Origin of the sequence: Rhizobium sp. 'Codium 1', assembly GCF_020889605.1 — a bacterium.
Taxonomy (GTDB): domain Bacteria; phylum Pseudomonadota; class Alphaproteobacteria; order Rhizobiales; family Rhizobiaceae; genus Allorhizobium; species Allorhizobium algae.
Map to the genome: position 1 here is coordinate 345,402 of NZ_JAJGPW010000004.1, position 26,145 is coordinate 371,546.

Genomic DNA, 26,145 nt, shown 5'->3' on the forward strand with positions numbered 1-26,145 from the left:
GCCTTTGCGGAACCGCATGCTGCCAGCTCCATTCAACAAGAAGGAGAACCGCATGATCAGGATCATCAACGGCACCCGGCGAAACCAGTTTCCCGAAGACATCGATGCCATGCACAGGCTGCGCAAGCGGGTCTTCCATGACCTCCTGGGCTGGGACGTCCAGGTGCGTGACGCCTGGGAGATCGATGACTATGACCGAGCCAATCCGCTCTATGTTCTCTCCTATGGCGAGGAGGGGCGGCTGCGTGGCGCGCTGCGCCTTTTGCCGACACTGGGGCCGAACATGCTCGATGATACGTTTCCGGTCCTGCTCGGCGACCGTCCTGAGATCCGCAGCGCCGAGATCTGGGAATCGAGCCGCTTCTGCATCGACCCGGAAATCTCGCAGGATCGCGCCAGCAACCAGGTGACGATTGCCGCCGCCGAACTCATGTGTGGCGTCGGCGAATTGGGGCTGACCTCCGGCCTCAGCCACATCGTGACCGTCACAGATGTTTTCCTGGAGCGCATGTTCAAGCGGATGGGCTGCCCGGGCATTCGCATCGGCGAGCCGAAGCGCATCGGCATCGTCCAGGCGGTCGCGGTTTCCTGGGAGGTCTCCCAGGACCTGCTCGACCGCATGAAGGCCATCGCCGCGATCGACGGCAGCGTGTTGGAGCACCGGATGACGCTGACCGCAGCCCAGGCCGCCTGACCGACGAAAGGCGGTCGCTGCACGGCAAGCCGCGACCGCCAACTCAACTGTCATTTTACTTTGGGGACCGCTCCGCTATCCTGCCGGCGATCAGGGTCGTTTCGTCCCTGCACGCGACAACGGAAATACGAATTTTGCCGATCAGAATAGTCAGATCCATCACGATGATCGTCGTTCTGGGCAGCCTGTTGCCGAACGCGGCAAACGCTTCGGCGCTGTGTGAGCGTCTGCGCGATCGGCTAGTCCTCCTCCAGGAGGGCGGCACCTCGCCAGAGATCAACAGCTATGCAAGTGCGATTGCCCAGCAGAACATAGAATTGCGCAAGGCGCACCAGGACCAGCGGCGTCTCCGCTGCCTGACCTCCTCAATCGTCCAGATCAGGCCCGACGGTGGCAATGACTGCAGCGAACTGGCGCGGGCGATTTCCCGGATGGAATCCAACCGCGACATCCTTGCGGCGAGACTGGCGGATCTTCGCGAGAACCGCGTATCCGATGCGCGTGCGGCTCTGGTAACCGCACTCGAGGCGAATGGCTGCGGCTCCGACGAAACAGCCTACCCGGAAGAGGCAGGGCGCATTCCCTATCTGGACACCTTGCCGGAACCCTATCGCCCGGACCGGCAAGCGGAAGCAGCATATTCCAACGAGCCACCCCAGATCTCGTTGATGCCCACCGGCAATGTCCGCACGCTTTGCGTCCGAACCTGCGACGGCGGCTTTTTCCCCATTTCGTCCCAGACATCGCCGATGAATTTTGGCCGGGACGCGGCCCAGTGTCAGCAGATGTGCCCCGGTACGGAGACCGAGCTCTTCTTTCACGCGCCTGAACGCAGCGAGACGCTCGATATGGTCTCGGCCGTCACCGGCCGCCCATATAGGGACCTGCCCAATGCATTTGTCTACCGCAACCGCCAAACGGGCACGGACCCATCCTGCAGCTGCAACATGCAGCTTTATTACCAGCGCATGACGCCACGCCAGGCGGTTCCCGACTACCAGTCGTCCATCCTGGAGATCAGCCCGAATAAGGCACCAGCACCGGCGGCGATACCACCTGCACCAGAGCGCGACCTGGACGAGGCGAGCCTGAGCGTGCGTCGGGTCGGACCGGCTTTTCTGCCCCCGGACAAGGGCACCATAGACCTCAGGAACCCTGCGGCGCCCGGCCCACAGCCGCTACAGGAGTAAGCGGCGCGGAGGCCCGCTCGCCCCAATGGTCCTCGAAGACGAGGTCTTCGAGTGCGAGGCGCTGGCGCCATCCCTTCACCTCCAGTTCGGGCGCCGAATAGAGTTCATCGACATATCCAAGGCAGAGATAGCCGATGATCTGGATCCGGTCCGGAACGCCGAGGATGACCTTTAGCTCTGCCTCGTGGAAAATGCTGACCCATCCGAGGCCGACACCTTCCGCCCGCGCAGCAAGCCAGAGGTTCTGGATTGCGCAGACGGTCGAGAAAGCGTCCATCCGGGCATCATGGGTCCGCCCGAGAACCACAGGCCCGGCGCGTTCCGGATCGCAGGTGACGCAAATGTTGAGCGGTGCCTTGCGGATGCCTTCGAGCTTCAGGGCGCGATAGGCGCTGCGACGTTCCTCGGGAAACATTTGCTCTGCCTCGGCATTCGCGCGGGCGAACGCCTCCCACACCGCAACGCGCGTTTCCGGGCTCCTGATCAGCAGGAAATTCCAAGGCTGCATGAAGCCGACCGACGGCGCCGCATGGGCCGCCCCGAGCAGCCTTTGCACCACGTCATCCGGCAAGGGATCGGGCAGAAACTGGTCGCGAACGTCGCGCCGCGTATGGATGGCCCGGTAGACAGCGGCCTTGTCTTCCTCGACAAAACCCGCTGCCCGGACGAGAAATTCGTTCGGATCGTCGTGCATCGCAATCCCCACAATGCGCAACCGCCCGCCGTCCGCGCAGGCTCGGTCTATCTTGCCAGGCCGGTCTTCTGACTGGGCATCATCCAGGACGCACACCTTCCCGGATCGCTCCAGTGGTCGGGTTTCCCCTTGCGCATCATGTCCGCCTCACAGCGTTGGGCACGTGCCGGAATTGCGCCGGCTTCCCGATTCTCCTGCCTTCGGCAGGCACCTGACTGATGGCTTGTATCCCGAAGCGGCAAGCTTCGACAGGCCAAAAACGACAGGGTCAATCCTCGATGGGGAAGTAACGGACGAACGCGAAGGCCGTCCCGTCCGGCGACCAGTTCGGAACGTTGATCGAACCCTGCCCGCCGAAGAACTCGAACAGCGTCTCGACATTTCCGCCATCGGCATCCATCAGCCGAAGCCGGACCTGCTTGTCGCGGGGATGGCCGGATACATCGGCGTCATAGGAGAGGAACAGGACCTTGCTTCCGTCTGGCGAAGGATGCGGGAACCAGTCGCCATAGCCATCGGAAGTAAGCTGCTCCAGTTCCGTGCCATCGGTGCGCATCCGCCAGATCTGCATGGTGCCGGTGCGGCTGGAATTGAAATAGATCCACTGGCCGTCGGGCGAATAATCGGGACCGTCATTGTGTCCCTCGCCAAATGTCAGCCGCTGCTCAGACCCGCCCTTGGTCGGGATCGTGTAGATGTCGAAGGCCCCGTTCCGTTCGCCGCAATAGGCAAGTACATTCCCGTCCGGTGACCAGCCGTGCCAATAGGACGGCATATTCGCCGTCACCTGACGTGGCTCGTCATCGCCATCGCCGAGCAGATAGATGCAGGACTTGCCATGGAGTGTATGGTCGGAAAAGACGATCGAAGCGCCGTCAGGTGAAATTCCGTGGTCGTTGTTGAGCCGGACGGCAAAACCGGTATCGATCAGTTCGGGTGCCGGATCATCTTCGTCGAGCGGCAGTGCATAGATGAGACCGTCGCCATTTATGACGAGGAAATCACCGTCGCGCGACCAGTTGGGCGCCTCGACGAGGTCTTCCGTCTCCCAGACAACCTCGCATTCGCGTGTCGCCATGTCGTAGATTTCGACCGAACTGCGCATCCTGGACTCCCTGTTCGCCGTAAAGCCAGCTTCAGTGGCTACGACAAATAAACTCGCTTACCCGCGCAGCGCACGTGGGCAATGTTGATAAAGGGCCGCAAAAGCCAACAATTTAACGCTCACGCGCGATCCCGGAAGCGGTTCGTGATCGGATAGCGACGATCGCGTCCGAAATTCTTCTTGGTGATTTTGACGCCCGGCGCCGACTGGCGGCGCTTGTATTCGGCGAGATAGAGCAGGTGTTCGACCCGGTGCACCGTCCCAAGGTCGTGGCCGCGCGCGACGATCTCCTCAACGCCCATTTCCTTCTCGACAAGGCATTCGAGGATGTCGTCAAGGACGGGATAGGGCGGAAGCGAGTCCTGGTCGGTCTGGTTCGGACGCAGCTCCGCAGAGGGCGCCTTGGAGAGGATGTTCTGCGGGATCACCTCGCCAGACGGCCCCAGAGCGCCCGGCGGCACGTTCTGGTTCCTCCAGGCCGAGAGTGCATAGACTTGCATCTTGTAGAGGTCCTTGATCGGATTGAAGCCGCCATTCATGTCGCCATAGAGCGTGGCATAGCCGACAGACATTTCCGACTTGTTGCCCGTTGTCACGACCATCGAGCCGAACTTGTTGGAGACCGCCATGAGGATCGTGCCGCGTGTACGGCTCTGCAGGTTTTCCTCGGTGATACCGCTCTCGGTGCCCTCGAACATCTCGGAGAGCGACGACAGGAAGCCTTCCACCGGCTCCTGGATGGGCACGATGTCGTAGTGGCAACCCAGCGCCTTGGCGCAGGCCTCGGCATCGGCAAAGCTCTCCTGCGAGGTATAGCGATAGGGCAGCATGATCGTGCGCACCCGCTCCTCGCCGAGCGCATCCACGGCAATGGCCGCACAGATGGCCGAATCGATGCCGCCAGACAGTCCGAGCACCACGCTCTTGAACCCGTTCTTGTTGACGTAGTCTCGGAAACCCAGCACGCAGGCTCGGTAGTCTGCCTCTTCCTTCTCGGGTATGCGCGACATCGGACCCTGGTCGCAGCGCCAGCCGTCATCTGAGCGTTTCCACGTGGTGACGGAGAGCGTCTCCTCGAATTGGCTCATCTGAAAGGCGAGCGACTTGTCGCCGTTGAAGGCGAAGCTCGCGCCGTCGAAAACAAGTTCGTCCTGGCCGCCGAGCTGATTGGCGAAGATGAGCGGCAGCCCGGTTTCGATGACCTGACGCAGCGCCACCTGATGGCGCACGTCGACCTTGCCGCGGTAATAGGGCGAACCATTCGGCACGAGCAGGATTTCGGCACCCGTTTCGGCCAGTGTCTCGCAGACCCCGAGATCGTTCCAGATCTCTTCGCAGATCGGCACGCCGATGCGCACGCCGCGAAAATTGACAGGACCGGGCATTTCGCCTTCCACGAAGACGCGCTTCTCGTCGAACTCTCCGTAATTCGGCAGGTCGATCTTGTCGCGGAAGGAGAGGATGCGGCCACCATCGAGAATGGCGACGGAATTGTGCCGTCCCGCCTCGCCCTGGCGCGGAAACCCGACGATCACCCCCGGGCCGCCATCAGCCGTGTCGTTGGCGAGCGCTTCCACGGCCTGCAGACAGGCGGCGAGAAAGGCGGGCTTCAGGACGAGATCTTCCGGCGGATAACCGGAAATGAAGAGCTCCGTCAGCAGCAGCAGGTCAGCCCCCTGCCCGGCGGCATCGGCGCGTGCCGCACGCGCCTTGGCGAGATTGCCGGCGACGTCGCCGACAACAGGATTGCACTGTGCCACCGCGATACGCAGGACGTCGGAGATTTTCTTTGCTTCGCTCATGACACCGATTTAGCCCCTCGCAGATCGGATCGCAACGTCGCTTCTCGCAGTCGTCATCTGCCATGTCCGCAGCGGCTGACCAATCCCCCCGGAATTGTGGGAACCAAGCTTCATGCGTCACGGTTCATGTAGCATTCATGACGTTTGTGTGACACCTATGCGAAGCTTTCATGACACCGCCCATGCCCCGGAGTTCGACGTGGTTCAGACCAACCCGAAATCGATTGTTGCGAACATGTTCAACGCCGTGGGCGCGACCCGTGAACGGGAGTCCGGCGCGTCCATTATCGTGCAGTTGCTCATTCAGTGGGTCAACACGGCGCTGATTGCTGTCGCGATCGTTTTCATCAGCGAGGTCCTTGCCCGCGGAAGCGTGACCGACATCATCGAATACATGACCTCGTTCAACCGACCGGGTCTGGTCGCCACAGGCGTAGTCTTCCTCGTTCTCCTCTTTGCCGACGCCATGATCGGCAAGGCCCATCAATCGGCGCTCTTCGTCGGCCCCCTTCTGCTCCTGCCTGCCTTCTTTTCCGGACAGAAGCAGCAGTTCCTGTCGGACCCGCTCTTCCCGAGCGATCTCCTTTTCGGCCGCCAGATCCTGGAACTCCTGCCAGCCATGGTCGCAGCCGAGCCCTTGAAGGCCGTTGGCCTGGCGGTCGGATGCGTTGTTTTCATCGTCGCCTTCGCGGCACTGATCTGGAAGAGCCGCAAGGTCTTTCCCAAGCTGAACCTGTCGGGCCGCGGAACGCGCCTTGCCCTGTCCCTCCCGCTTCTCATCGGGTTTGCATCCCTAATGGATCCGATGACGTTTTCGGCTTTCCGCGATCGCCTCAACATCGTGCCCATGATGTGGGACCAGAAGGAAAACTATCGGCACAACGGCTTCCTCATGGCGTTTGCCTTCAACGTGCCAATGGCAAACGTCAGCGCGCCCGACGGCTACAGCAACCTGGCCATCACCGACATGCAGACCGATCTCTTGCCGGCTTCCTTCTTCTCCGGACGCCAGGCCGATGTGATCGTCGTCATGAGCGAGTCCCTCTGGGATCCGACCAGGATGAGCAGCGTGCGCTACTCCGCCGATCCCATGCCGACCATCCGCGCGGCTCAATCGGGCCAGGTCTTCTCGCCCGAATTCGGCGGCATGACCGCCAATGTCGAGTTCGAGTCGCTGACCGGCTTCTCGAATGCCTTCCTGCCCTATGGCAGCATTCCCTATCAGCAGTATATTCGTCGACCGGTTCCCTCGCTCGCCACGTTTTTCCAGTCCAAGGGCTACGTGACCAAAGCCTTCCATCCCTTCCAGGGCTGGTTCTGGAACCGCACCAACGTCTATCAGTCGCTGGGCTTCGAGGAGTTCCACTCGCAAGACAACATGCCGGCCATGAGCAAGCGCGGCATCTTCGCCTCTGACGAAGACCTGACGCGCTTCATCATCAAGGAAGCAGACAATACGGATCAGCCGTTCTTCTTCTTCGCGGTCACCCTTCAGGGCCACGGCCCCTACGAGCATAACCGCTACAAGAAGAACACGATCGCGGTCGATGCGCCCACACTCTCCGAGGCCAGCACCAACTCGCTTGCGACCTATACGCAAGGGGTGAAGGAAGCCGATCAGAGCCTCAAGGCGTTGATGGACTGGGCCAAGAAGCGCCGTCGAGAGACAATCATCGTGCTCTTCGGCGACCACCTGCCGCCGCTGAATGCCGTCTACACGGAAAGCGGCTACATGGCGAACGTGGTCGCGACCCGCAAGGCATCGGTTGCCACCATGAAGCGCGAGCACGAAACGCCGCTCGTCATCTGGTCATCCAAGCGCGGCGCACAGAAGGATATCGGCTCGGTGAGCCCGTCGCAGCTGCCCTACTACATCGTCCGCATGGCTGGCTATCGTCACCCCTACTATACCGGCATGCTCGGTCGTGTCGCGGAACGCTATTCGGTCATCGACCGGCACCAGCTGATCGGCCGCAACAACAAGGCTCAGGCCGACTGGGCGATGTCCGGTCAGGTGGATCCGCTGATCCGTGACTACCGCCTGCTGCAGCACGATGTCATGTTCGGCGAGGGCTACGGAGTGGAGAGTTTCTTCCCCGAGCACACCAATCGCCAGCAGGCAGCACCGAGCAGCTGAGCTCGCGCGGCTCCCGGTCGCGGATATCCATAGACATGATTTGATGGGGGGCGCTATTGCAGCACTCCCCATATTTGGCGTAGACTTTTTTTATTGACCCAATCCGACCGCTGGACAGTATTTGCCCAAACTGTTCTTGGCATGGCCAAGCAGTTTACCCAAGTCCTTGATCAAATTCGAAGTTTTGAGCCGAGCCGTTACCATGCAGCTAATGACGCGTGCTGAAATTGCAGCACATCCCCTCTACCCGGACATTGAAAAGCAGATCGCACAACATCTCATTGGCATCCACATCCGGACTCCACGCATGTCCCGCCTCAAGGCTTCCCATCGGAAATGGCTGATGACACAATCCGTCTTTGCACTGGCGCTTCGCCGGAGCGAAGATGACCCGCTGTCCGGCCTGACGGCGACGCGTTTCGTTGAGACCGTGATGCGCCTGGGTGCTGCCAGCCGCAACACCGCCACCGGCTACCTCGCCGAGCTGGTCGCCTACAAGTTCCTGCGGGACGTGCCGGATGTACCGGACAAGCGAGTGCGCGTTCTGGAGCCAACAGAGCTCAGCCTCAACGGCATGCGCAGCTGGTTCAACGGCCACCTCGCCTGCCTTGACAGGCTCGATGGCGGCAATCGTGAAATGACCTCTCTGGCCGAGGAGAGGATATTCCTGATCGCCCAGCCGATCGGAGCCGACATCATGGTTTCGGATCCCCTCTGGCTGGCCCCCCCTGACACGATTGGCCATTTCCTCTGGTCCGACCTCGGTGGCATCATCCTCCACGACCTCTTCTCGCGCCTCGACAATGTCGACCGGACCGCACCCGCCATCTCCTGTGGCCCGGTGACGCTGGTGGAACTGAGCGAGATGTATCAGGTCTCGACGACCAACTTGAAGCGCATGTTCAAGAAGGCCGAAACCGACGGCCTGCTCGCATGGGAGCAGCCGCGCCGACGGGGCGAGCTGCTGCTCACCAGCCGCTTCATCGAAGACTATTTCACCTGGCAGTCTGCAAAGTTCGTGGCCATCGACCAATCCTACCATCTTGCTCTGGCGCAACTGGGCAAGATCGAGAACGCAGCCGCCGCCTGACGCGCCTCAGCTGCTGCCCGCCGGGTATTGCGGTAATCCGTCGTCGATCTCGTAGAAATCGCCCTTGTCGGCGCAGTAGATGTGATAGCCTCCTTCGAGCCCTGTCGGATTGGGAAACAATCCGGCCATCAGCGACATCCTTTGCTCGCCGTCCGCCTTCCAGTAGAGTGGTGAGCCGCAATCCCGGCAGAAGGCGCGCTCGGCGCCGGGGCTCGCCCGGAACGCTCCGATCCTGTCGCGCCCGCTGATCTCGACCTCGCTCAGGGCGGCATCCGTCGTTGCATAGTAAAGACCCGTCTGCCGCCGGCATTGCGTACAATGGCAATAGCTGACTGGCCCGAGTTTACCCGTGACCGTGATCGTTACTGCGCCACACAGGCAACGCCCTGTCTTGTCTTCCGTCATGCTCACCTCCAAAACGAGAACCGGGCGAGCTTCGATGAAGCCCGCCCGGTCGTCAAACTCGGATTACTGAACCTATGTGTCAGCCGTTCGCAACCATCATGCGCTTCTCGTCACGACCGCTCTTCATCCGCTCGGCGAGCAGGAAGGCGAGTTCAAGCGCCTGGTCGGCATTGAGGCGCGGATCGCAATGGGTGTGGTAACGATCGGCCAGATCATTGCCTGTCACGGCACGCGCACCGCCGGTGCATTCGGTGACATCCTTGCCAGTCATTTCGATATGGATGCCGCCCGGATGCGAGCCTTCCGCACGGTGAATCTGGAAGAAGCTCTCGACTTCCGACAAGATCCGCTCGAACGGGCGCGTCTTGTAGTTGTTGAGGGTGATCGTGTTGCCATGCATCGGATCACAGGACCAGACGACCTTGCGGCCCTCGCGCTCGACGGCGCGGATGAGGCGCGGCAGGTGCTCTGCGACCTTGTCGTGACCGAAGCGGCAGATCAGGGTCAAGCGGCCGGCTTCGTTCTGCGGGTTCAGGATGTCGATCAGGTTCAGAAGATCGTCCGCCTGGAGAGACGGGCCACACTTCAGACCGATCGGGTTCTTGATGCCCCGGCAATATTCCAGATGTGCATGTTCCGCCTGGCGGGTACGGTCGCCGATCCAGATCATGTGACCGGACGTTGCATACCAGTCACCGGACGTGGAATCGACGCGCGTCAGCGCCTCTTCATAACCGAGAAGCAGGGCTTCGTGGCTGGTGAAGAAATCGGTCTCGCGCAGGCTCGGATTGTTCTCCGAGGTGATGCCCACGGCCTTCATGAAGTCCATGGTCTCGGAAATGCGGTCGGCGAGCTTGCGGTAGCGCTCGGCCTGTGGCGAGTCCTTGATGAAACCGAGCATCCACTGATGCACGTTCTCAAGATTGGCATAACCACCCATGGCGAAGGCGCGCAGCAGGTTCAGCGTGGCCGCCGACTGGCGATAGGCCATCAACTGGCGTTCCGGATTCGGAATGCGTGCGTCTTCGGTGAATTCGATGCCGTTGATGATATCGCCACGGTAGCTCGGCAGCTCGACATCACCGATCTTTTCCATGTCGGACGAACGCGGCTTGGCGAACTGGCCGGCGATACGCCCGACCTTCACCACCGGCAACTGCGCACCGAAGGTCAGGACGACGGCCATCTGCAGGAAGGCGCGGAAGAAGTCGCGGATGTTGTCGGCGCCATGTTCGGCGAAGCTTTCGGCGCAATCACCGCCCTGCAGCAGGAAGGCTTCGCCTTCAGCGACCTGGGCCAGCGACTTCTTCAAGCGACGGGCTTCGCCCGCAAAGACCAGCGGCGGATAGGTCGAAAGCTGATGCTCGGCAGCCTTCAACGCGTCGAGGTCCGGATAGGACGGAACCTGCTTGATCGCCTTCTGTCTCCAGCTGCTCGGGGTCCAATTCTGCGCCATGGTCGTCACCTGTCTAATACTGGTTGCGGCAACCTCCCGGCCGCATGGGATGGGGGCTTATAAACGGTTAATCACCGCTTGGAAAGGCGTTGTTTAGGCTCTTCGGAACCTCATGGGCCACCTGCGACGACTGGGAATGCTTTGCAAAAGCAGGCGCAGTCTCGTGACTTGGAAACCCGAGATTGAATTTACCTTCACGTAAACGTAATCTCCGAACCGGCATTCGGAACGGGAGGTTCGACATGAGACCGCATCATATGGAACGATCGGACATTGCCTTCGAGGCGTCGGACCGCTTTCCGTTGCACGCAACGCTTTTCCGCGGATCAGGGGATGGCCCCCTCGCCCTGATTTCCTCCGCCGCGGCCGTGCCGCGCGGCTTCTATGCCAAATTTGCAGAGCACCTCGTCTTGCGCCACGGCTTCCGGGCGGCATTGACCTATGACTATCGCGGCGTCGCCGGCTCCCAGGCGCCGAGCAGTTGGAAACGCCCGCTCCTGATGCGCGACTGGGCCCATTTTGACATGCCGGCCGCCCTTCATCGGCTGGAACTTGAAGCACCGGACCACCGCATGGTCGGCATCGGCCAGTCCTTCGGCGGCCAGGTTCTGGCGCTGGGCGGACGGGCCGAGAGATTTTCCCGCTATCTGATGGTCGCGACAATGACCGGCTACTGGGGCAATACCAAGCCGCGCTTCCGGGTCTTCAGCCAGATGAATCTCGTCGGCGTGCCCTTGGCAGTCCTACTCGGCAAGGTGCCCGGTCGGGCTGGTCTCGGGCAAACGCTGCCCGGCAGCGTCTATCGCGAATGGGCACGTTGGGGTCGGCATCCCGACTATTTCTTCGCCGATCCAACGATGGATGCGGCGCGCCGTTTCGCAGAGGTCCAGACGCCCATTCTCGCAATCGGCCTCACCGACGACCCCTGGGGCACGCCGAAAGCACAGCATGCCCTGCTGAAGTACTACAGCCGGGCACCGACCGAGATTCGCTGGATTTCACCGATTGAGGCCGGCGGGGCGGTCGGCCATCTCGGCTTCTTCCGCTCAGCCTTCCGGGACACATTGTGGGACCCCGCGATCGACTGGATCAAGCAGAGCTGACTACCGCAGCGCAACACGGTTACCCACACAATTCACAGCCTGCAACCCGGCCGTCCTTCAGCAATATCTTGCAAAGCGCGGCCTTCATGACAGCATGCGATGTCAGCAGGCGCACCGCCATAGCACCGTGCCCGCACATGCCAGAGGTTAGCTCCGCGCAAGCCTCGCCCTCTACCTCGATCCACGGGGGCGTAATGTTGTGTTTGGGAAGACTTTGTAGCTTCCCGTGTGATCATGAGGATCGTGTGATGGCGTATGATTGGACCGGCGTCCAAACCCGCAAAAACCGCAGGCTTCGTATAGCACTGCTTTCTTTGCTGACCCTTGCTGCGCTATCGGCACCTGTCCTGGGTCTGGATCTCATCTCGATACTCTGATTTCACCCGGCGGACCTCCGTCGAGGCCCGCCTGACCAGGCTCGGTTCGGATGAAACGGCGACGGGTCAGACCCGCTCGCCGTTCCGGACCCGATAGCTCGGATTGTACATGGTCACCAACTCCTCCGCGGCGGTCGGGTGTACCGCCATGGTGCGATCGAAGTCGTCCTTGGTGCAACCAGCCTTGAGCGTGATCCCGAGAAGTTGCGCCATTTCGCCGGCGTCGTGGCCGAGAATATGGGCGCCGACGACCTTGCGGTCGGCAGCATTAACGATCAGCTTCATGATCATCTTTTCGGCCCGACCGGAAAGTGTCGCCTTCATCGGGCGGAATTGGGCGCGATAAACCTCGATCTCCTCGAATTTCTTCGCGGCGGCCTCTTCGGAAAGTCCAACAGTGCCGATTTCCGGCTGCGAAAAGACCGCGGTTGCGATCAGCTCGTGATCCGGCGAGGTCGGATTGTTCTTGTATTCCGTTTCGATGAAGCACATCGCCTCGTGGATCGCGACAGGCGTGAGCTGCACCCGATCGGTCACGTCACCGAGTGCAAAGATGCTCTGCACGTTCGTGCGAGAATACTGATCGACCACGATCGCGCCACGTTCGTTCGTCTCGACGCCTGCGGCCTCGAGCCCGAGCCCCGTCGTGTTCGGATCGCGTCCAAGCGCCAGCATCACCTGTTCGACCACGAGACGACCATTGTTGATCGTCTCAACTTCGAGGTTCCCCGCAGCCGACTTCGACACCTTCTGCACATGGTCATGGCAAAGGATGCGGATGCCCTTGTCGACCATGGCCTCGTGCAGCCCACGGCGCATGTCCTGATCGAAGCGGCTGAGGATCTCCGCGCCGCGATAGATCAGCGTGGTCTCGACGCCGAGCCCGTGAAAGATGTTGGCGAATTCCACCGCAATATAACCACCCCCAGCGATCAGGATGGACCGCGGCAATGTCTCGAGGTGGAAGGCTTCATTGGAGGATATGCAGTGCTCATAGCCCGGCAGCGCGGCATGCGGGTTGGGGGCGCCACCAACGGCGACCACGATGCGTTCGGCCGTCACCTCCCGGCCGGACTTGACCAGACGAATGCTGTTCGGGCCGGTGAGCTCGGCGCGTGTCTCCAGGATCTCCACACCGGCACCATCCAGCCCCTTGCGGTAGAGGCCCTCCAGACGATCGATTTCCTTGTCCTTGGCCGCGATCAACGACGGCCAGTCGAACGAGCTCTTGCCGACGGTCCATCCGTAGCCGACCGCATCCTCGAAATGCTCGTGGAACTGCGAAGCGTAGACGAACAGCTTCTTCGGCACACAGCCTCTGATGACGCAGGTTCCGCCGAAACGGTACTCTTCCGCGATCGCCACCTTCTTGCCGAGCGAAGCGGCCACGCGGGCACTGCGAACCCCGCCTGAGCCACCGCCGATGACGAAGAGGTCATAGTCGTACTGGCTCATGGGATCTCCTTGCCCGCTCGGGCGCTTGCTGAAACTGCATCTGATATAGGAAGTGGAACCACAAAAAGAAAAGCCCGGGACGACGCCCGGGCTCGAATATCCAATCGGATTCTATTAGGGCTTCGGCGCTTCGGCCGCTGCCGGCTGCTCGGCCTGAACCTGGGCAAGCAGGGCGGCATTCGCCTGCTGCTCGAGATCGCGGGCAATGCCGGCGGTCCAGATATCGGCAGCTTTCAGAAGTTCACGCGTCGCGATCGGGCCGTCCTTCAGAAGCTTCTTGCCGGTTTCGCTACCGTAGAACGCCGTGATCTGGTTCAGTTCTTCAGCCGTGAACGCCTTGGCGTAAACAAGCGCTGCTTCGCGTTCCAGGTCGGCACGGCGAGCGGCGAGCTTGAGGGCTTCTTCCTCGACCTTGACAGAGATGACGTCCTGCAGGTTCGGGTAGGCCTGGATGAGCTGGGCCGTCAGCCGATCCATGATGCTTGGCAGGATCGCGTCGAAGCGGTTCGTGACGCCGAGCGCGCTGATCGCCTCGCGTGCCGACTGCAGGTGCTCGGCCGGCACGTCCTGTGCCTTCGCCGAAACGGCACCAAGCGCAAGGCTACCGGCGATGACGGTGATCGAGGCGAGGCGGCCCATACCCGTAAAGCTGATCATGAAATTCAATGCTCCTGTTAGTTCTTCGGCTCCATCACCCTTGCCCCCGCCGGTCCGGCGATGATCGCGAGCGATGCCAAGTTTATGAAAAGGCCGTGTTCCACCACGCCGGGGATTTGATTGAGCCGGCTTGCAAGAGCGTCTGCATCAGGAATGCGGCCAAAAGATGCGTCAAGAATGAGGTGTCCACCATCGGTCATGAACAGGCTTTCGTCGGAACGGGTCCGGAGCATCATCGGCCCGCTGAGACCGAGATCCGCGGCGAGCCGTTCGATTGCAAGCCGGGTGGAGGCCTGCCCGAACGGGTTGATCTCGATCGGCAAAGGGAAGGCGCCGAGCGTGTCGACCAGCTTTGTCTCGTCGGCGATGACGATCATGCGCTTTGAAGCCGCAGCGACGATCTTTTCACGCAGCAGCGCACCACCGCCGCCCTTGATCAGCCTGAAACCGGTATCGATCTCGTCGGCGCCATCAATGGTCAGATCGAGCTCGGGCAATTCGTCCAGTGACTTCAGCGGCACGCCGAGTTCGACGCAGAGACGCGCGGTGCGCTCCGACGTCGGCACGCCTTCAACATTCAGGCCCCCGGCAACCTTTTCCGCCAGCAACCGAACGAATTCTTCCGCGGTTGAACCAGTTCCGATCCCGAGACGCATGCCGTCTTCGACATGCTCCAGCGCCGCAGCTGCGGCCTTGATCTTCATTTCGCGGGCGTCCATGCGCCGAAAGCTCCCGTCCGTTTCGTTGGATGCTGTTTACACGCCTCCTTGGCCGAGTGAAAGCCCCGCATCGCCATGCGGCGTTGCCTTTTCAGAGGATTTCCCCTACCCCCGGCGGCACTGATCAGTTCGCAAGGGAGCTTCGTCTTGACCGCAACGACCATCGTCTTCGACCTCGACGGAACCCTGATCGATACGGCACCCGATCTTGTCGAAAGCCTCAACCACACGATTGCAACGCGTGACCTGCAGCCGGTGGGCTACGAAGACCTCACCCATCTCGTTGGCCAGGGCGCACGCGTTATGATCCAGCGCGCATTTGCTTTGCGCGGTGCGCCATTGCCGGACGAAGATATCCCTGCCCTGCTCGATTGCTTCATCGATCACTACGAAGCCGGCATGCCGGGCAAGAGCCGCCCGTATCCGGGCCTCGTCGAAGCCCTCGACCGATTGCGCGCGGCAGGCTTCAGGATGGCCGTCTGCACCAACAAGATGGAACGCCTGGCGCTTCCCCTGGTCGAGCGCCTGGAGCTCACCTCCTATTTCACGGCAATCGCGGGCGGCGACACTTTCGCCTTTCGCAAGCCAGACCCGGCGCATATTCTCGCGACCGTCGAGCGGGCTGGCGGCACGCCCGACAAGGTGCTGATGATTGGCGACAGCATCAACGACATCCTGGCGGCCCGAAATGGCGACATCCCCTCGATCGCCGTGGATTTCGGTTATTCGGACGTGCCGGTGGAAGAACTCGGCGCCTCTCATGTGATCGGGCATTTCAACGAACTGACCGTCGAACTCGTTGAGCGGCTGACCCGCTGAACCATTCTCGAAAACGAGAAATGGCGGACCAGCGGCCCGCCATTTCATGTTTTCGGCTTTCGTCCGGTACAATCAGGCGCGCGGCGCGCGTGCATCCGTCGTCGCCTTGAAGGCCTTGGCAGTGTAGCCGTCACGGCCGTAGACATCGTCGAAATACTCGACGACACCGTCACCGTTCGGCCAGGCCGTGAAATAGGACACATAGACCGGGATCTTCTGCGGCACTTGGACGGCGCGGTTCTGACCCGATGCGATCTGCTTGCCGATCTCCTCGACCGTCGTGCCCATGACGGCCGCCGCCATCACGCGCGGCTCGGCCAGACGAACGCAGCCATGGCTGAGTGCCCGCATATCCCGACTGAAATAGCTCTTCGACGGCGTGTCATGCATGTAGATGGCATGTTCATTGGGGAAGAGGATCTTCAACTCGCCCAGCGCATTGTCGCCACCCGGCGGCTGGCGGACATCGACGGCATGGGTGGCATTCCAGTCAATCTGGCTCGACGCAACCTTGCGGCCTCCATAGGACACTTCATAGCCCAGACGGTCGAGATAGGACGGATCGGCCCTGAGCTTGGGCAGCATTTCGTTGACGATGATCGACTTCGGAACGCCCCAATAGGGATTGAATTCGACAGTCTGGATCTGGTCCTGGAAGAAATAGGTCTGGTTGGCCCTCGACCCGACGACCACCCGCATCGAAACCTCTTCCTTGCCTTCGTTGAAGTAGGAGGCACGGAAGGAGGGTGCGTTGATGAAGACGTAGCGCGATCCGAGATCGGCCGGCAGCCAGCGCACGGCTTCCATCGCGACCTGCAGCTTAGCGATCTTCTCGGCATTGCTGTGTCCGGTCATGGCGCGAATGGTGGCAGGTCCGACGACACCATCCGGCTTCAGCCGCTTTTCCTTCTGGAACGCTTCGATCAGCGCCACCAGTTCGGGCGTGTATTCCGGTGTATTGGTGTAGGCAGAAAGCGTGGCCGCGTGGCCGGTCAGGATAGCATCGGACGCCACCTGCTTCAGGGCACCCACCACATTAGCGAGTTCCGGATTGCTCTGCCCGGGCTTCAGCAGCGTGCCCGGCGCAATGGTGATCCGCTGCGTCGAGGCCTGCGCATCCTCGACCCGCAGGCGGGCCAGCTCGTCGCGCAGGGCAACGAATTGCGGGCTCTTCGGATCGCGATTGCGCAGATAGGCGGCGACATCGGGGCTCTTCCGCAGCATGTCGAGCACCGGGGCAAGGTTCACACTCTTGCGCTTGAAGTCGTAGTACCCGGAGATTTTATTGGGATCGATCCGGCCGCGCCCCGTATCTTGCACATAGGTCAGGACCTTTGCCGAAAGGGCGATCTCGAACGCCATCAGCTCGCGCTGACGCTTCTCCGGATCGGCGGCATCGACTGTCTCGGACGGCAGGGTCACCGCATAGTCATCGGGAGAAAGACCAACCGCATCGGCCGAAGCGAGCGCCTCGATCATCGCATGGCCGCGCTCGGAAACGACCTCGCCATCCGTCCAGATCAGCGGCGCATTGGCCTTGCCATAATAGGCCTCGACGGTCTTTGCGACCTCGTCCGTGGCCCGCACGGAAACCTCGGAAAGGAAACGACGTGCGCCCAGGACCTCTTGGGTCGCAGGTGCCGCAGCGGTGCCAGCGCCAGGCTCCGCAGCCGGCAGCTTGATCTTGATGGCGCGCTGCGCCTCCGGCTTATAGGTGTGGTACTGCGGGCCAGTCACCTTCGGCAACGGCTCGGGATCTCCCATCTCGAGCCCGCCGCGGGCCTGTTGCTCCAGCGAGGCGGGAGCAGACTGCTGCTTGGTCTGGCGACCCGGGCCGCCGCGGAGCAGATCGAGAAGCGTCGTAGCAGTGGCCTCACCCGGCAAGGTCCCGACGGCAGTCGTCGCAGCGAGGAGCGCTGTGACTACGAATTTTGTCTTTCTCGTCATTCTCTGTTCCATTTCCCGGTCGAAGTCTCGACGGACTTGCGGCACATGCGGATGTTGCGCGGATCACTAGCCCATCGGCTTTTCATTGAAAAGTTGAACGGTGACATAGACCTCCGCCCGGCAACGGCAACCTAGCGTAACCCGACCCGTGATCGCAGCCACCGCCGCGACGCAAACTAAATGGAAACATTCGTTAAATTTTGATTGATGTTAACAAGGCCTGTACCGTGCCGCCCCGTATGCCCCCAGAAATCGGCAGACAATTTGTCGTGACACGTGCTGAAAACGACACAGCTGCAGGTCAAGAACGCCCCCGCCGACTCGGCGCAGAATTACTTGACACCGACAGTCCAATTATATTGATCGGCTTGCAAGCGGCCTGCAGCCACCTAAATGCAGGAAGAATTCGCGGCGCCAGCCAGAGCAACTGTCAAAGGCAGGACATCAGATGAAAAACCGTACTGAAACCGACACTTTTGGCCCGATCGAGGTCTCCTCCGATCGCTATTGGGGCGCCCAGGCGCAGCGCTCACTCGGCAACTTCAAGATCGGCTGGGAGAAGCAGCCTCTGCCGGTCGTTCGCGCACTCGGCATCGTCAAGCAGGCAGCCGCACGCGCAAACATGGCGCTCGGCAAGCTGGACCCGGCCATCGGCGACACCATCGTCGCGGCGGCGCAGGAGGTGATCGACGGCAAGTTGAACGAGCACTTCCCGCTTGTCGTCTGGCAGACCGGTTCCGGCACCCAGTCCAACATGAACGCCAACGAGGTGATCTCCAACCGCGCGATCGAGATGTTGGGCGGTGAAATGGGATCCAAGAACCCGGTTCATCCCAACGACCATGTCAACATGAGCCAGTCGTCGAACGATACCTATCCGACGGCCATGCATATCGCCGCCGCCGAGCATGTCGTCCACCACCTGCTGCCGGCCCTGAAACACCTGCACGCGGCTCTTGACGCCAAGGCCAAGGCCTTTGACCACATCATCAAGATCGGCCGGACCCACACGCAGGATGCAACGCCGCTGACGCTCGGCCAGGAATTTTCCGGCTACGCTGCCCAGGTCGCGTCGTCGATCAAGCGGATCGAGATTACACTGCCGGGGCTCTACGAGCTCGCCCAGGGTGGAACTGCCGTCGGAACAGGGTTGAATGCACCCATCGGCTTTGCCGAAAAGGTGGCCGAGGAAATTTCGAAGATCACTGCCCTGCCCTTTGTCACCGCACCGAACAAGTTCGAGGCGCTCGCGGCCCATGACGCCATGGTCTTCGCCCATGGGGCAATCAATGCGGCGGCCGCCGCGCTCTTCAAGATCGCCAACGACATCCGCTTCCTCGGTTCCGGTCCCCGGGCCGGTCTCGGCGAACTGGCCCTGCCGGAGAACGAGCCCGGCTCCTCGATCATGCCCGGCAAGGTCAACCCGACCCAGTCGGAGGCGATGACCCAGGTCTGCGCGCACATCTTCGGAAACCAGGCGGCCATTACCTTTGCCGGCAGCCAGGGCCATTTCGAGCTCAACGTCTACAATCCGATGATGGCCTACAACTTCCTGCAGTCGGTCCAGCTCCTGGGCGATGCCGCGGTCTCCTTCACCGACAACTGCGTCGTCGGTATCGAGGCCCGCGAGGACAATATCCGCAAGGGCGTGGAGAATTCGCTGATGCTGGTGACCGCGCTCAACAGCCGCCTCGGCTATGACACCTGCGCCAAGATCGCCAAGACCGCCCATAAGAACGGCACGACCTTGCGTGAGGAAGCGGTCGGCGGAGGTTACCTCACCAACGAGGAGTTTGACCAGTTTGTGCGTCCGGAACTGATGATCGGACCGCAGTGACAAAACGGCAATGCGGCGGCGATATTCGATCTGCCGCATTCGCGCGCCCGCTCAGCGCTGCAACACTTCAAGACCTGTCCGGCGAATATCCTTTGCCCGGAAGAGCGCCATGTCCGCCTGATGCAGCAGGTCGGCCATGGCCTCGTTGCCGCGGCGAATGGCAATCCCGAACGTGACGCGCAGAGTACCGCGTGCCAGGGAGCCGACCTCCAGCTCGGCCACGTCGCGCCTGATGGTCTCGCAACAGGATGAAACAGTGGCCGGCGCATCTCCCGCGAAGACCAGCACGAAAGTCTTGTCGGACATCCGTGCCGCCACCTGCCGGGGTGCAAAATGCTGGCGCACCACATCGCCCACGGCGACGAGCGTGAGATCGATGGTTTCGCGCTCAAGCCCCGCCAGCGGTGCATTGGTTGCTTCCAGCTCGAAAACCGCAACCACGACTTCCGCGCCGCCACCGATCTGTCGTGCAAGATTTGCCAGTTGCATGCCATAGGCGGCACTGCCGTTCAGGAGGCCCGTCAGGGGATCGAGCCCCGGCTGGCCGTCGACGCGTTCGGCGAGCGCCGAGATCTCTCCGACCATGCCGCAGACGGCCCGTGTCACGACCGCGATTTCGTCGTCGCCATGTTTGTTGAGGTGTTCGTCCACGAAGGGGCCACCGATACGATAACGGCTGATCGCGAGCGCCAGATTGCGCAGTGGCCGCGTCAGCCACCACATGGTCACGAGACAGGCGATGGTGCCGGCGAGCGTGGCGCCGAGCACGACGAGTCCGATCGTCAGCGCATCGGATTGCGGCGCCGTTCCGAAATTGATCAGGAGCGCTATCAGCGGAACATGGATGCAGACAAAGCTGATCAGGAATATCTTGGCGACGATCGACCGATGCCATTTCGCTCGGTTGGCGTAGTCCATTGGCATGCCTTGTTTCGCTCCTGCTCTGTCGAACCCAATGACGCTGTTTGCGCGAAGGCGCTTTCCCAGAAGGTCACCCGTCCTGTCAATGCGCAGCGTAAGGCTTTCGGCGCATTGAAATCTTAAGCCCTTGCCCGTAAACCACCGGAATTTCCAGCTTATGCCGCGAAAGGCCCCGTGATGGCAGACGATCTGTTCCCAATTGGCGAAGACCTGACCCCCTATCGCAAGATCACCTCCGACCATGTTTCCGTCGAGACCTTCAAGGGTCAGGAAATGCTGACCGTCGAACCCGAAGGCTTGCGCCTGCTGGCCGAGACCGCGCTATCGGACATCAACCATCTCCTGCGTCCCGGCCATCTGAAGCAACTGGCCTCGATCCTCGAGGACCCCGAGGCGACCGACAACGACCGTTTCGTCGCATTCGACCTCCTGAAAAACGCCAACATTGCCGCCGGCGGCATCCTGCCCATGTGTCAGGACACGGGCACCGCAATCGTCATGGGCAAGAAGGGTCGTCGCGTCTGGACCGACGGGCAGGACTACGCGGCACTTGCCGAAGGCGTACGCGACGCCTATGAGCGCCGCAACCTGCGCTATTCGCAGCTGGCACCGATCAAGATGTTCGAGGAAAAGAACACCAAGACCAACCTGCCGGCCCAGATCGACCTCTATGAAGAGGGCGAGGATGCCTACAAGTTCTTGTTCATGGCCAAGGGCGGCGGCTCGGCCAACAAGACCTTCCTTTATCAGGGCACGCCCTCGCTTCTGACCCATGACCGCATGATCGACTTCCTCAAGGAGAAGATCCTCACGTTAGGGACGGCAGCCTGTCCGCCCTACCATCTGGCGATCGTCATCGGCGGCCTCTCCGCCGAAATGACCCTGAAGACGGTCAAGCTGGCCTCGGCACGGTATCTCGACGACCTCCCGACCGAAGGCTCGGAAAGTGGCCATGCCTTCCGCGACATCGAGATGGAACAGGAAATCCACAAGCTCACCCAGTCGATGGGTGTCGGCGCCCAGTTCGGCGGCAAGTATTTCTGTCACGACGTCCGTGTCATCCGCCTGCCCCGCCACGGCGCCTCTCTGCCGATCGGCCTCGGGGTGAGCTGTTCCGCCGACCGGCAGGCCAAGGGCAAGATCACCAGGGATGGCATCTATATCGAACAGCTTGAAACCGATCCGTCGAAATACATGCCCGACATCGACGATACCGCGCTCTCCTCATCGATGGTCAAGATCGACCTGAACCAGCCGATGAGCGCGATCCTCGCAGAACTGACGCGGCATCCCGTCAAGACACGCCTGTCGCTGACTGGGACGATCATCGTCGCCCGCGATCTCGCCCATTCCAAAATCCGCGAGCGGCTGGAAAAGGGTGAAGGCATGCCCGACTACATGAAGAACCATCCGGTTTACTACGCGGGCCCCGCAAAGACCCCGACCGGTTACGCCTCCGGCTCCTTCGGCCCGACGACAGCCGGCCGGATGGACAGCTATGTCGACCAGTTCCAGTCCTTCGGCGGCTCCATGGTGATGCTTGCCAAGGGCAACCGCTCGCGCGCCGTGCGCGAGGCCTGCAAGACCCATGGCGGCTTCTATCTCGGCTCGATCGGTGGCCCGGCAGCCCGCCTCGCCCAGGACTGCATCCGCAAGGTCGAGGTTCTGGAATATCCCGAGCTCGGCATGGAAGCCGTCTGGAAGATCGAGGTCGAAGACTTCCCGGCCTTCATCGTAACCGATGACAAAGGCAATGATTTCTTCCAGGAATTCAATCTCGGCTGATTTTTCGACAATGACGAGAGAACTGCCGTTGCGGAGGGCAAGCGCCGCAATGGCAGTTATTACTTGTTTCGCAGATACTTAAGGAAAGAAATCGTCAATCGCCCATTTCGAACCGACGACTTATCATTGCGCGACAGTTAAACATTTTCCAATCATTTACCCCTACTTTTATCCAGGCTCTTCACGGGCTGAGTGACGATCACTGGAGTTGGCCGAATGACGACGGCGCCACCGCCAAAGACGCAGGCACCTGACGTTGCGGCACACATCACCTACGCCATGCGCTCGATGGGGGTTGCCCCCATTCCGCGGAACTATGAGCTGTTCTACGAAGCTTATATCGGCTCCAACCCGTCGCTCACCCGCGAACTTGCCGCTCTTGGCGGCAAGGCAACACAAGACGAACTCGACGCCATCGGCGAGCAGTATTTCGGCCATCACCAGACGCGTGTAATCGAAAACGCCCATGGCAAGCTGATCGGCGAACTGGACGGGCTCTTGCGGACCCTGCAACAGGAACAGAACTCGCTGCAGAGCTACAACCGCCTGCTGGGCGAAACCTATCACCGCATCAATTCGAAGAGTGCCAACAGCACCGACATCCTGCGGAGCGCCATCAATATACTGACGGAAGCCACCGGCTCGACCATGGCCCACGGCCAGGAGACAGTGGTTCAGATGTCGCAGCGCTCTCAGGAAATGGACGAGGTCCGGCGCGAACTCGACGAATACAAGCGCATTGCCAATACGGATTCGCTGACCCGCATCGCCAATCGCCGCGCCTTCGACGAGAAATTCGCCGCCGTCTACACGAGCGGCGCCAGACCTCTGGCCGCACTCGTCCTGGCCGATATCGACAATTTCAAGAAGGTCAACGACGCCTACGGCCATCCCGTAGGCGACAAGATCCTGGCAACCGTCGCCACCGTCATCCGGAACAATGTCCGCAAGGACTGTTTCGTCGCAAGAACCGGTGGGGAAGAATTTGCCATCATCGTCGAGGGCAACACCGCTGACGAAATGTTCCAGATATGCGAGCGCATCCGCACCGCTCTGGAAACGACACCCTTCAAGAATTCGAAAACCGGGGTCAATTACGGCCCGATCACCATATCTCTGGGCTTCGCCATGGCTGCGGATGCCGAGGATGCCGGCGAACTTTATTCCAGGTCCGATATCGCCCTCTACTGCGCCAAGAATACCGGTCGCAATCGCACGAAGGCTTATGAGGACGGCATGAAAAAGGAATTCGCCAAGAGCTGGCTGATCTATAAGCGCTGAGCGACGGCGGCGCTACCACATGGTCTTGGCCGCTCGCGCGGGCCACTCACGATCATAAGTCTCACGATCGAAGTCCGCCTGGGCTGCCTTCAGCATGTCCCCCGGTGTCGGGAGATCGGCTGCAGCGACCTGTCGCTCCACATTCCAGAGTTCGGCGCGCAGAACCGCCCGAGCACATTGAAAATAGGCCTCGTCGATCGTCACCAGGACGACACTGCGCGGATGGCGTCCCTCCATCTCGAAACTGGCAAGCAGATCAGGCGCGACCGAGACGACGGCTCGCCCGTTGATCCGCATGACGCTGCTGGAGCGGGGAATCAGGAACATCAGCGCCACCCGCGGGTCCCGCACGATGTTGACCAGCGAATCGACGCGGTTGTTGCCGCGCCAATCCGGCAGCGCCAGCGTCTTCTCGTCCTCGATACGAACAACTGCATCGCGGTCGCCCCGAGGGGAACAATCCAATCCCTCCGGCCCGACCGTCGCCAGCGCGACGAAAGGCGACATCTCGATCATCTGCCGGTAGGCGGAAGTCAGATATGTCGTGACCTTGGCGGTCGAGGCTACCGTGACCTCACCATAGATCGCCTTCAACTCCTCGACACTGCTGATGATCGTCATGACGCGCTCCCACTGTTACCGGACGGACTATTTCCGATGAACGCGGCTTAGGGAAGTCGCATGACGGCTCTATGACACGGCTCGGGCATCCAAGCGGCCCAGGCTGTCGGCTTCCGTCAGGAAAGACGCGACCGCTCGGATAACCTCGGGCGCACTGACGATCCGGCGGTGACCGTGTCCGTTGGCCCAGAGATGGCGCACATGTGGTGACACACCGATATAGCGCTGCGCATGGCCAACATTCACCTCCTTGTCGTCCTCGGCATGAACGACCAGCAATGGCCTGTCGATCCGCCGCGCCACCCCGACACCGTCGAGATCTTCCACACGGGCACCGACCAGTTCCATCGCCCTGCCCCGCATTGCACCGATACTGCCGTGCCCGAGGCCGACCATCGCAGCGAAGCCCTGGAATACCTCGCCCATGCTGGACGGCGAGCCGATGAGTGCGATGCGTCCAGGCTGAAACTGGCGAAGATCGGGAAACACGCGCCCCGCAGCCATCATTACCGCAGCCCCGCCGAAGGAATGGCCGACGACACCGTCGAAATGCCCGAAATGCCGCTCGGCCGCCACGATCGCTTCGGCAGCGATCTTCAGATCGAGCCGCCGTCCGCTCGATGCCCCATGACCGGGAAGATCGAGGACGACGACTTCCGCGCCGGTCTCCCGGATGCCGAGGGCAAGATCGGTCAAATATTCCGCCCGCGAACCCCAGCCATGAACGACCAGAACCCGCTTCGTCTCCCCGGTGCTCGGGTCCGAGGGCAGATGATGCGCCGCGGCCATCCCCCGTGTCAGGGCGAGACGCACGGTGGATGCCTGCCGCAGGCGATTGCGCCCCTTGAGAAAGACCTCCGTCGCCTTTGCGCCTTTCGGGCGGCGGGTAGGCGTCCGGCAGAAGAGCTCGAAGGCGAGGCGCCCGGCGAAAGCAGGAGAGAGCTTCTCCATCTGCGCGAAAGCCAGGCGGGTGACCTTGAGAGGAAAGGATGGCATAGTCAGAGTCCCATCAAATGTTCAATGCTGAACAATAAAGTACAAGAATGAACAAAAAACAAGCCCTCCCCTGGGACCATCCTCGATTTCGCAGCTGGATATCGGTCGCCCGAGCCTGTCAGTTGATGCAGCAAGCCCTGGCCCGTGCCCTCGCGCCCCTCGACATCAAGCCGCCGCATCTCGACATCCTCGTCAACCTCTACCGGTTCGAGGGGATCTCCCAGCAGGAACTGGCCCGCAAGCTGCTCGTCGGACGCTCGAACATGAGCATGTTGCTGCCGCAGATGGAAAAGCGAGGATTGCTGCAGCGTCGGCCCGACCAAAAGGACAAGCGAGTATTGAGGCTTTCCCTGACAGACGAAGGACGGGCCCTGAGCGAAGAGGCCATGCGCATCCAGACGGAACTCATCGAGCGCACCTTGTCGGCGACACCAGTCGACGAGTGCCAGCGGCTCGCCGACAACATGGACCTGCTCGTTCAGCGCATGCTGTCATCGGATGACATGCAGGATCTGGAAATCAGCGAGGATCGCGGCTGAGGTGCTTCTCGGCGAGTTCCACCTCATAGGCAGCGAATTTCTCGGCACCGCTTTCGCCCAGTTCCCGAAGGTAGAGCCAGGTGAAGATGCCGGTATCATGCCCGTCGTCGAAGCCTATCCGCACGGCATAGTTTCCAGTCGGCGTCATCTGCCTGATGCCAACATTGCGCTTGCCAGGCACGGTTACCTTTTGCCCGGGGCCATGCCCCTGAACCTCGGCGGAAGGCGACAGGACCCGCAACATCTCAGCCGGAAGCAATGCCACGACGCCGTCGTTGAAAGTCACGGTCAGGTGACGTCTGTCTTTCGACACTTTCAATTCACTCGGCCAGATCTCGCTCATGCGACCCTCGTCTTGCTTGGTGCGGCTGGTGCAGACCTAGGGCCAACGGCAGGCGTTTGCAATCGGATATCGACGCTGCGCCCGGTGTCAACTTGACGCTTCAAGGACTTGGCCCCACATTGGCTGAAACGGACAGGAGAACCCGGTTGGACCACACACCCGCCGATTGGCG

The 26,145-nt window shown here is 61.2% G+C and carries 23 protein-coding genes and 1 riboswitch; of the genes, 10 read left to right on the forward strand and 13 right to left on the reverse strand.

Annotated elements, in window-relative coordinates; translation table 11 throughout:
* The first annotated feature begins 52 nt into the window (after positions 1–52).
* Both LJE98_RS13210 and LJE98_RS13215 read left to right on the forward strand, forming a co-directional pair.
* Complete coding sequence (locus LJE98_RS13210) at positions 53–694, forward strand: acyl-homoserine-lactone synthase (RefSeq protein ID WP_229575674.1); 642 nt, start codon at positions 53–55, stop codon at positions 692–694.
* A gap of 164 nt (positions 695–858) precedes the next feature.
* A complete protein-coding gene (locus LJE98_RS13215) occupies positions 859–1,884 on the forward strand; it encodes a DUF2865 domain-containing protein (protein WP_229575675.1) in 1,026 nt (341 codons plus the stop codon).
* Here LJE98_RS13215 and bluB read toward each other — a convergent pair.
* The 3 genes from bluB to LJE98_RS13230 form a co-directional block, all read right to left on the reverse strand.
* Positions 1,841–2,578: a 5,6-dimethylbenzimidazole synthase gene (gene bluB, locus LJE98_RS13220; RefSeq protein WP_229575676.1), complete on the reverse strand. Its 738-nt coding sequence runs from the start codon at positions 2,576–2,578 to the stop codon at positions 1,841–1,843. The two genes, LJE98_RS13215 and bluB, sit on opposite strands and share 44 nt — an antisense overlap.
* A 40-nt stretch (positions 2,579–2,618) precedes the next feature.
* Positions 2,619–2,808: riboswitch (cobalamin riboswitch) on the reverse strand.
* Between the two features lie 38 nt (positions 2,809–2,846).
* Positions 2,847–3,683: a TolB family protein gene (locus LJE98_RS13225; protein WP_229575677.1), complete on the reverse strand. Its 837-nt coding sequence runs from the start codon at positions 3,681–3,683 to the stop codon at positions 2,847–2,849.
* Between the two features lie 119 nt (positions 3,684–3,802).
* Complete coding sequence (locus LJE98_RS13230; protein ID WP_229575678.1) at positions 3,803–5,485, reverse strand: NAD+ synthase; 1,683 nt, start codon at positions 5,483–5,485, stop codon at positions 3,803–3,805.
* Between the two features lie 199 nt (positions 5,486–5,684).
* Here LJE98_RS13230 and LJE98_RS13235 point away from each other — a divergent pair, with 199 nt between their 5' ends.
* Both LJE98_RS13235 and LJE98_RS13240 read left to right on the forward strand, forming a co-directional pair.
* Positions 5,685–7,622, forward strand: coding sequence for an LTA synthase family protein (locus tag LJE98_RS13235; RefSeq protein WP_229575679.1), 1,938 nt, complete (start codon positions 5,685–5,687; stop codon positions 7,620–7,622).
* A 343-nt stretch (positions 7,623–7,965) separates the two neighbouring features.
* Positions 7,966–8,712, forward strand: a complete 747-nt coding sequence (locus tag LJE98_RS13240) for a hypothetical protein (protein WP_229575680.1) — start codon at positions 7,966–7,968, stop codon at positions 8,710–8,712.
* 6 nt (positions 8,713–8,718) lie between these two features.
* On the opposite strand, the gene LJE98_RS13245 is transcribed toward LJE98_RS13240, so the two are convergent.
* Both LJE98_RS13245 and LJE98_RS13250 read right to left on the reverse strand, forming a co-directional pair.
* Positions 8,719–9,117 carry a GFA family protein gene (locus LJE98_RS13245; RefSeq protein WP_229575681.1) on the reverse strand — a complete coding sequence of 133 codons (399 nt, stop codon included), beginning with the start codon at positions 9,115–9,117 and terminating at the stop codon, positions 8,719–8,721.
* A gap of 79 nt (positions 9,118–9,196) precedes the next feature.
* A complete protein-coding gene (locus LJE98_RS13250; protein WP_229575682.1) occupies positions 9,197–10,573 on the reverse strand; it encodes a class II 3-deoxy-7-phosphoheptulonate synthase in 1,377 nt (458 codons plus the stop codon).
* 242 nt (positions 10,574–10,815) lie between these two features.
* On the opposite strand from LJE98_RS13250, the gene LJE98_RS13255 reads away from it, so the two are divergent.
* Positions 10,816–11,676 carry a hypothetical protein gene (locus tag LJE98_RS13255; protein ID WP_229575683.1) on the forward strand — a complete coding sequence of 287 codons (861 nt, stop codon included), beginning with the start codon at positions 10,816–10,818 and terminating at the stop codon, positions 11,674–11,676.
* Positions 11,677–12,119: 443 nt separating this feature from the next.
* On the opposite strand, the gene gor is transcribed toward LJE98_RS13255, so the two are convergent.
* From gor to rpiA, 3 genes are all read right to left on the reverse strand, one after another.
* Positions 12,120–13,508 (reverse strand): glutathione-disulfide reductase, encoded by a 1,389-nt coding sequence (gene gor / locus LJE98_RS13260; RefSeq protein ID WP_229575684.1) that lies wholly within the window; start codon positions 13,506–13,508, stop codon positions 12,120–12,122.
* A gap of 114 nt (positions 13,509–13,622) precedes the next feature.
* The gene (locus LJE98_RS13265; protein WP_229575685.1) at positions 13,623–14,165 is read right to left on the reverse strand and encodes a DUF2059 domain-containing protein; all 543 of its coding nucleotides are present in this window, start codon (positions 14,163–14,165) and stop codon (positions 13,623–13,625) included.
* A gap of 17 nt (positions 14,166–14,182) precedes the next feature.
* A complete protein-coding gene (gene rpiA, locus LJE98_RS13270) occupies positions 14,183–14,884 on the reverse strand; it encodes a ribose-5-phosphate isomerase RpiA (protein ID WP_229575686.1) in 702 nt (233 codons plus the stop codon).
* A 147-nt stretch (positions 14,885–15,031) separates the two neighbouring features.
* On the opposite strand from rpiA, the gene LJE98_RS13275 reads away from it, so the two are divergent.
* Positions 15,032–15,703 (forward strand): HAD family hydrolase, encoded by a 672-nt coding sequence (locus tag LJE98_RS13275; protein ID WP_229575687.1) that lies wholly within the window; start codon positions 15,032–15,034, stop codon positions 15,701–15,703.
* A gap of 72 nt (positions 15,704–15,775) precedes the next feature.
* On the opposite strand, the gene LJE98_RS13280 is transcribed toward LJE98_RS13275, so the two are convergent.
* A complete protein-coding gene (locus LJE98_RS13280; protein WP_229575688.1) occupies positions 15,776–17,650 on the reverse strand; it encodes a L,D-transpeptidase family protein in 1,875 nt (624 codons plus the stop codon).
* Positions 17,651–18,098: 448 nt separating this feature from the next.
* On the opposite strand from LJE98_RS13280, the gene fumC reads away from it, so the two are divergent.
* Entirely contained in the window at positions 18,099–19,487 is a 1,389-nt protein-coding gene (gene fumC, locus LJE98_RS13285; protein WP_229575689.1) for a class II fumarate hydratase, read from the forward strand.
* 51 nt (positions 19,488–19,538) lie between these two features.
* Here the strand turns inward: fumC and LJE98_RS13290 are convergent, their stop codons facing one another.
* On the reverse strand, positions 19,539–20,411 hold the full coding sequence (locus LJE98_RS13290; RefSeq protein WP_229575690.1) for a diguanylate cyclase domain-containing protein: 873 nt from the start codon (positions 20,409–20,411) through the stop codon (positions 19,539–19,541).
* A gap of 174 nt (positions 20,412–20,585) precedes the next feature.
* On the opposite strand from LJE98_RS13290, the gene LJE98_RS13295 reads away from it, so the two are divergent.
* A complete protein-coding gene (locus tag LJE98_RS13295) occupies positions 20,586–22,193 on the forward strand; it encodes a fumarate hydratase (RefSeq protein ID WP_229575691.1) in 1,608 nt (535 codons plus the stop codon).
* Positions 22,194–22,409: 216 nt separating this feature from the next.
* Entirely contained in the window at positions 22,410–23,474 is a 1,065-nt protein-coding gene (locus LJE98_RS13300; RefSeq protein ID WP_229575692.1) for a GGDEF domain-containing protein, read from the forward strand.
* A gap of 12 nt (positions 23,475–23,486) precedes the next feature.
* Here the strand turns inward: LJE98_RS13300 and LJE98_RS13305 are convergent, their stop codons facing one another.
* Together LJE98_RS13305 and LJE98_RS13310 are read right to left on the reverse strand one after the other, a co-directional pair.
* Positions 23,487–24,095 (reverse strand): pyridoxamine 5'-phosphate oxidase family protein, encoded by a 609-nt coding sequence (locus tag LJE98_RS13305; protein WP_229575693.1) that lies wholly within the window; start codon positions 24,093–24,095, stop codon positions 23,487–23,489.
* Positions 24,096–24,164: 69 nt separating this feature from the next.
* Positions 24,165–25,091 (reverse strand): alpha/beta hydrolase, encoded by a 927-nt coding sequence (locus tag LJE98_RS13310; protein WP_229575694.1) that lies wholly within the window; start codon positions 25,089–25,091, stop codon positions 24,165–24,167.
* A 47-nt stretch (positions 25,092–25,138) separates the two neighbouring features.
* Here LJE98_RS13310 and LJE98_RS13315 point away from each other — a divergent pair, with 47 nt between their 5' ends.
* Positions 25,139–25,630, forward strand: a complete 492-nt coding sequence (locus tag LJE98_RS13315) for a MarR family winged helix-turn-helix transcriptional regulator (protein WP_229575695.1) — start codon at positions 25,139–25,141, stop codon at positions 25,628–25,630.
* On the opposite strand, the gene LJE98_RS13320 is transcribed toward LJE98_RS13315, so the two are convergent.
* Positions 25,611–25,973 (reverse strand): gamma-butyrobetaine hydroxylase-like domain-containing protein, encoded by a 363-nt coding sequence (locus tag LJE98_RS13320; protein ID WP_229575696.1) that lies wholly within the window; start codon positions 25,971–25,973, stop codon positions 25,611–25,613. The two genes, LJE98_RS13315 and LJE98_RS13320, sit on opposite strands and share 20 nt — an antisense overlap.
* Positions 25,974–26,145: the final 172 nt, after the last annotated feature.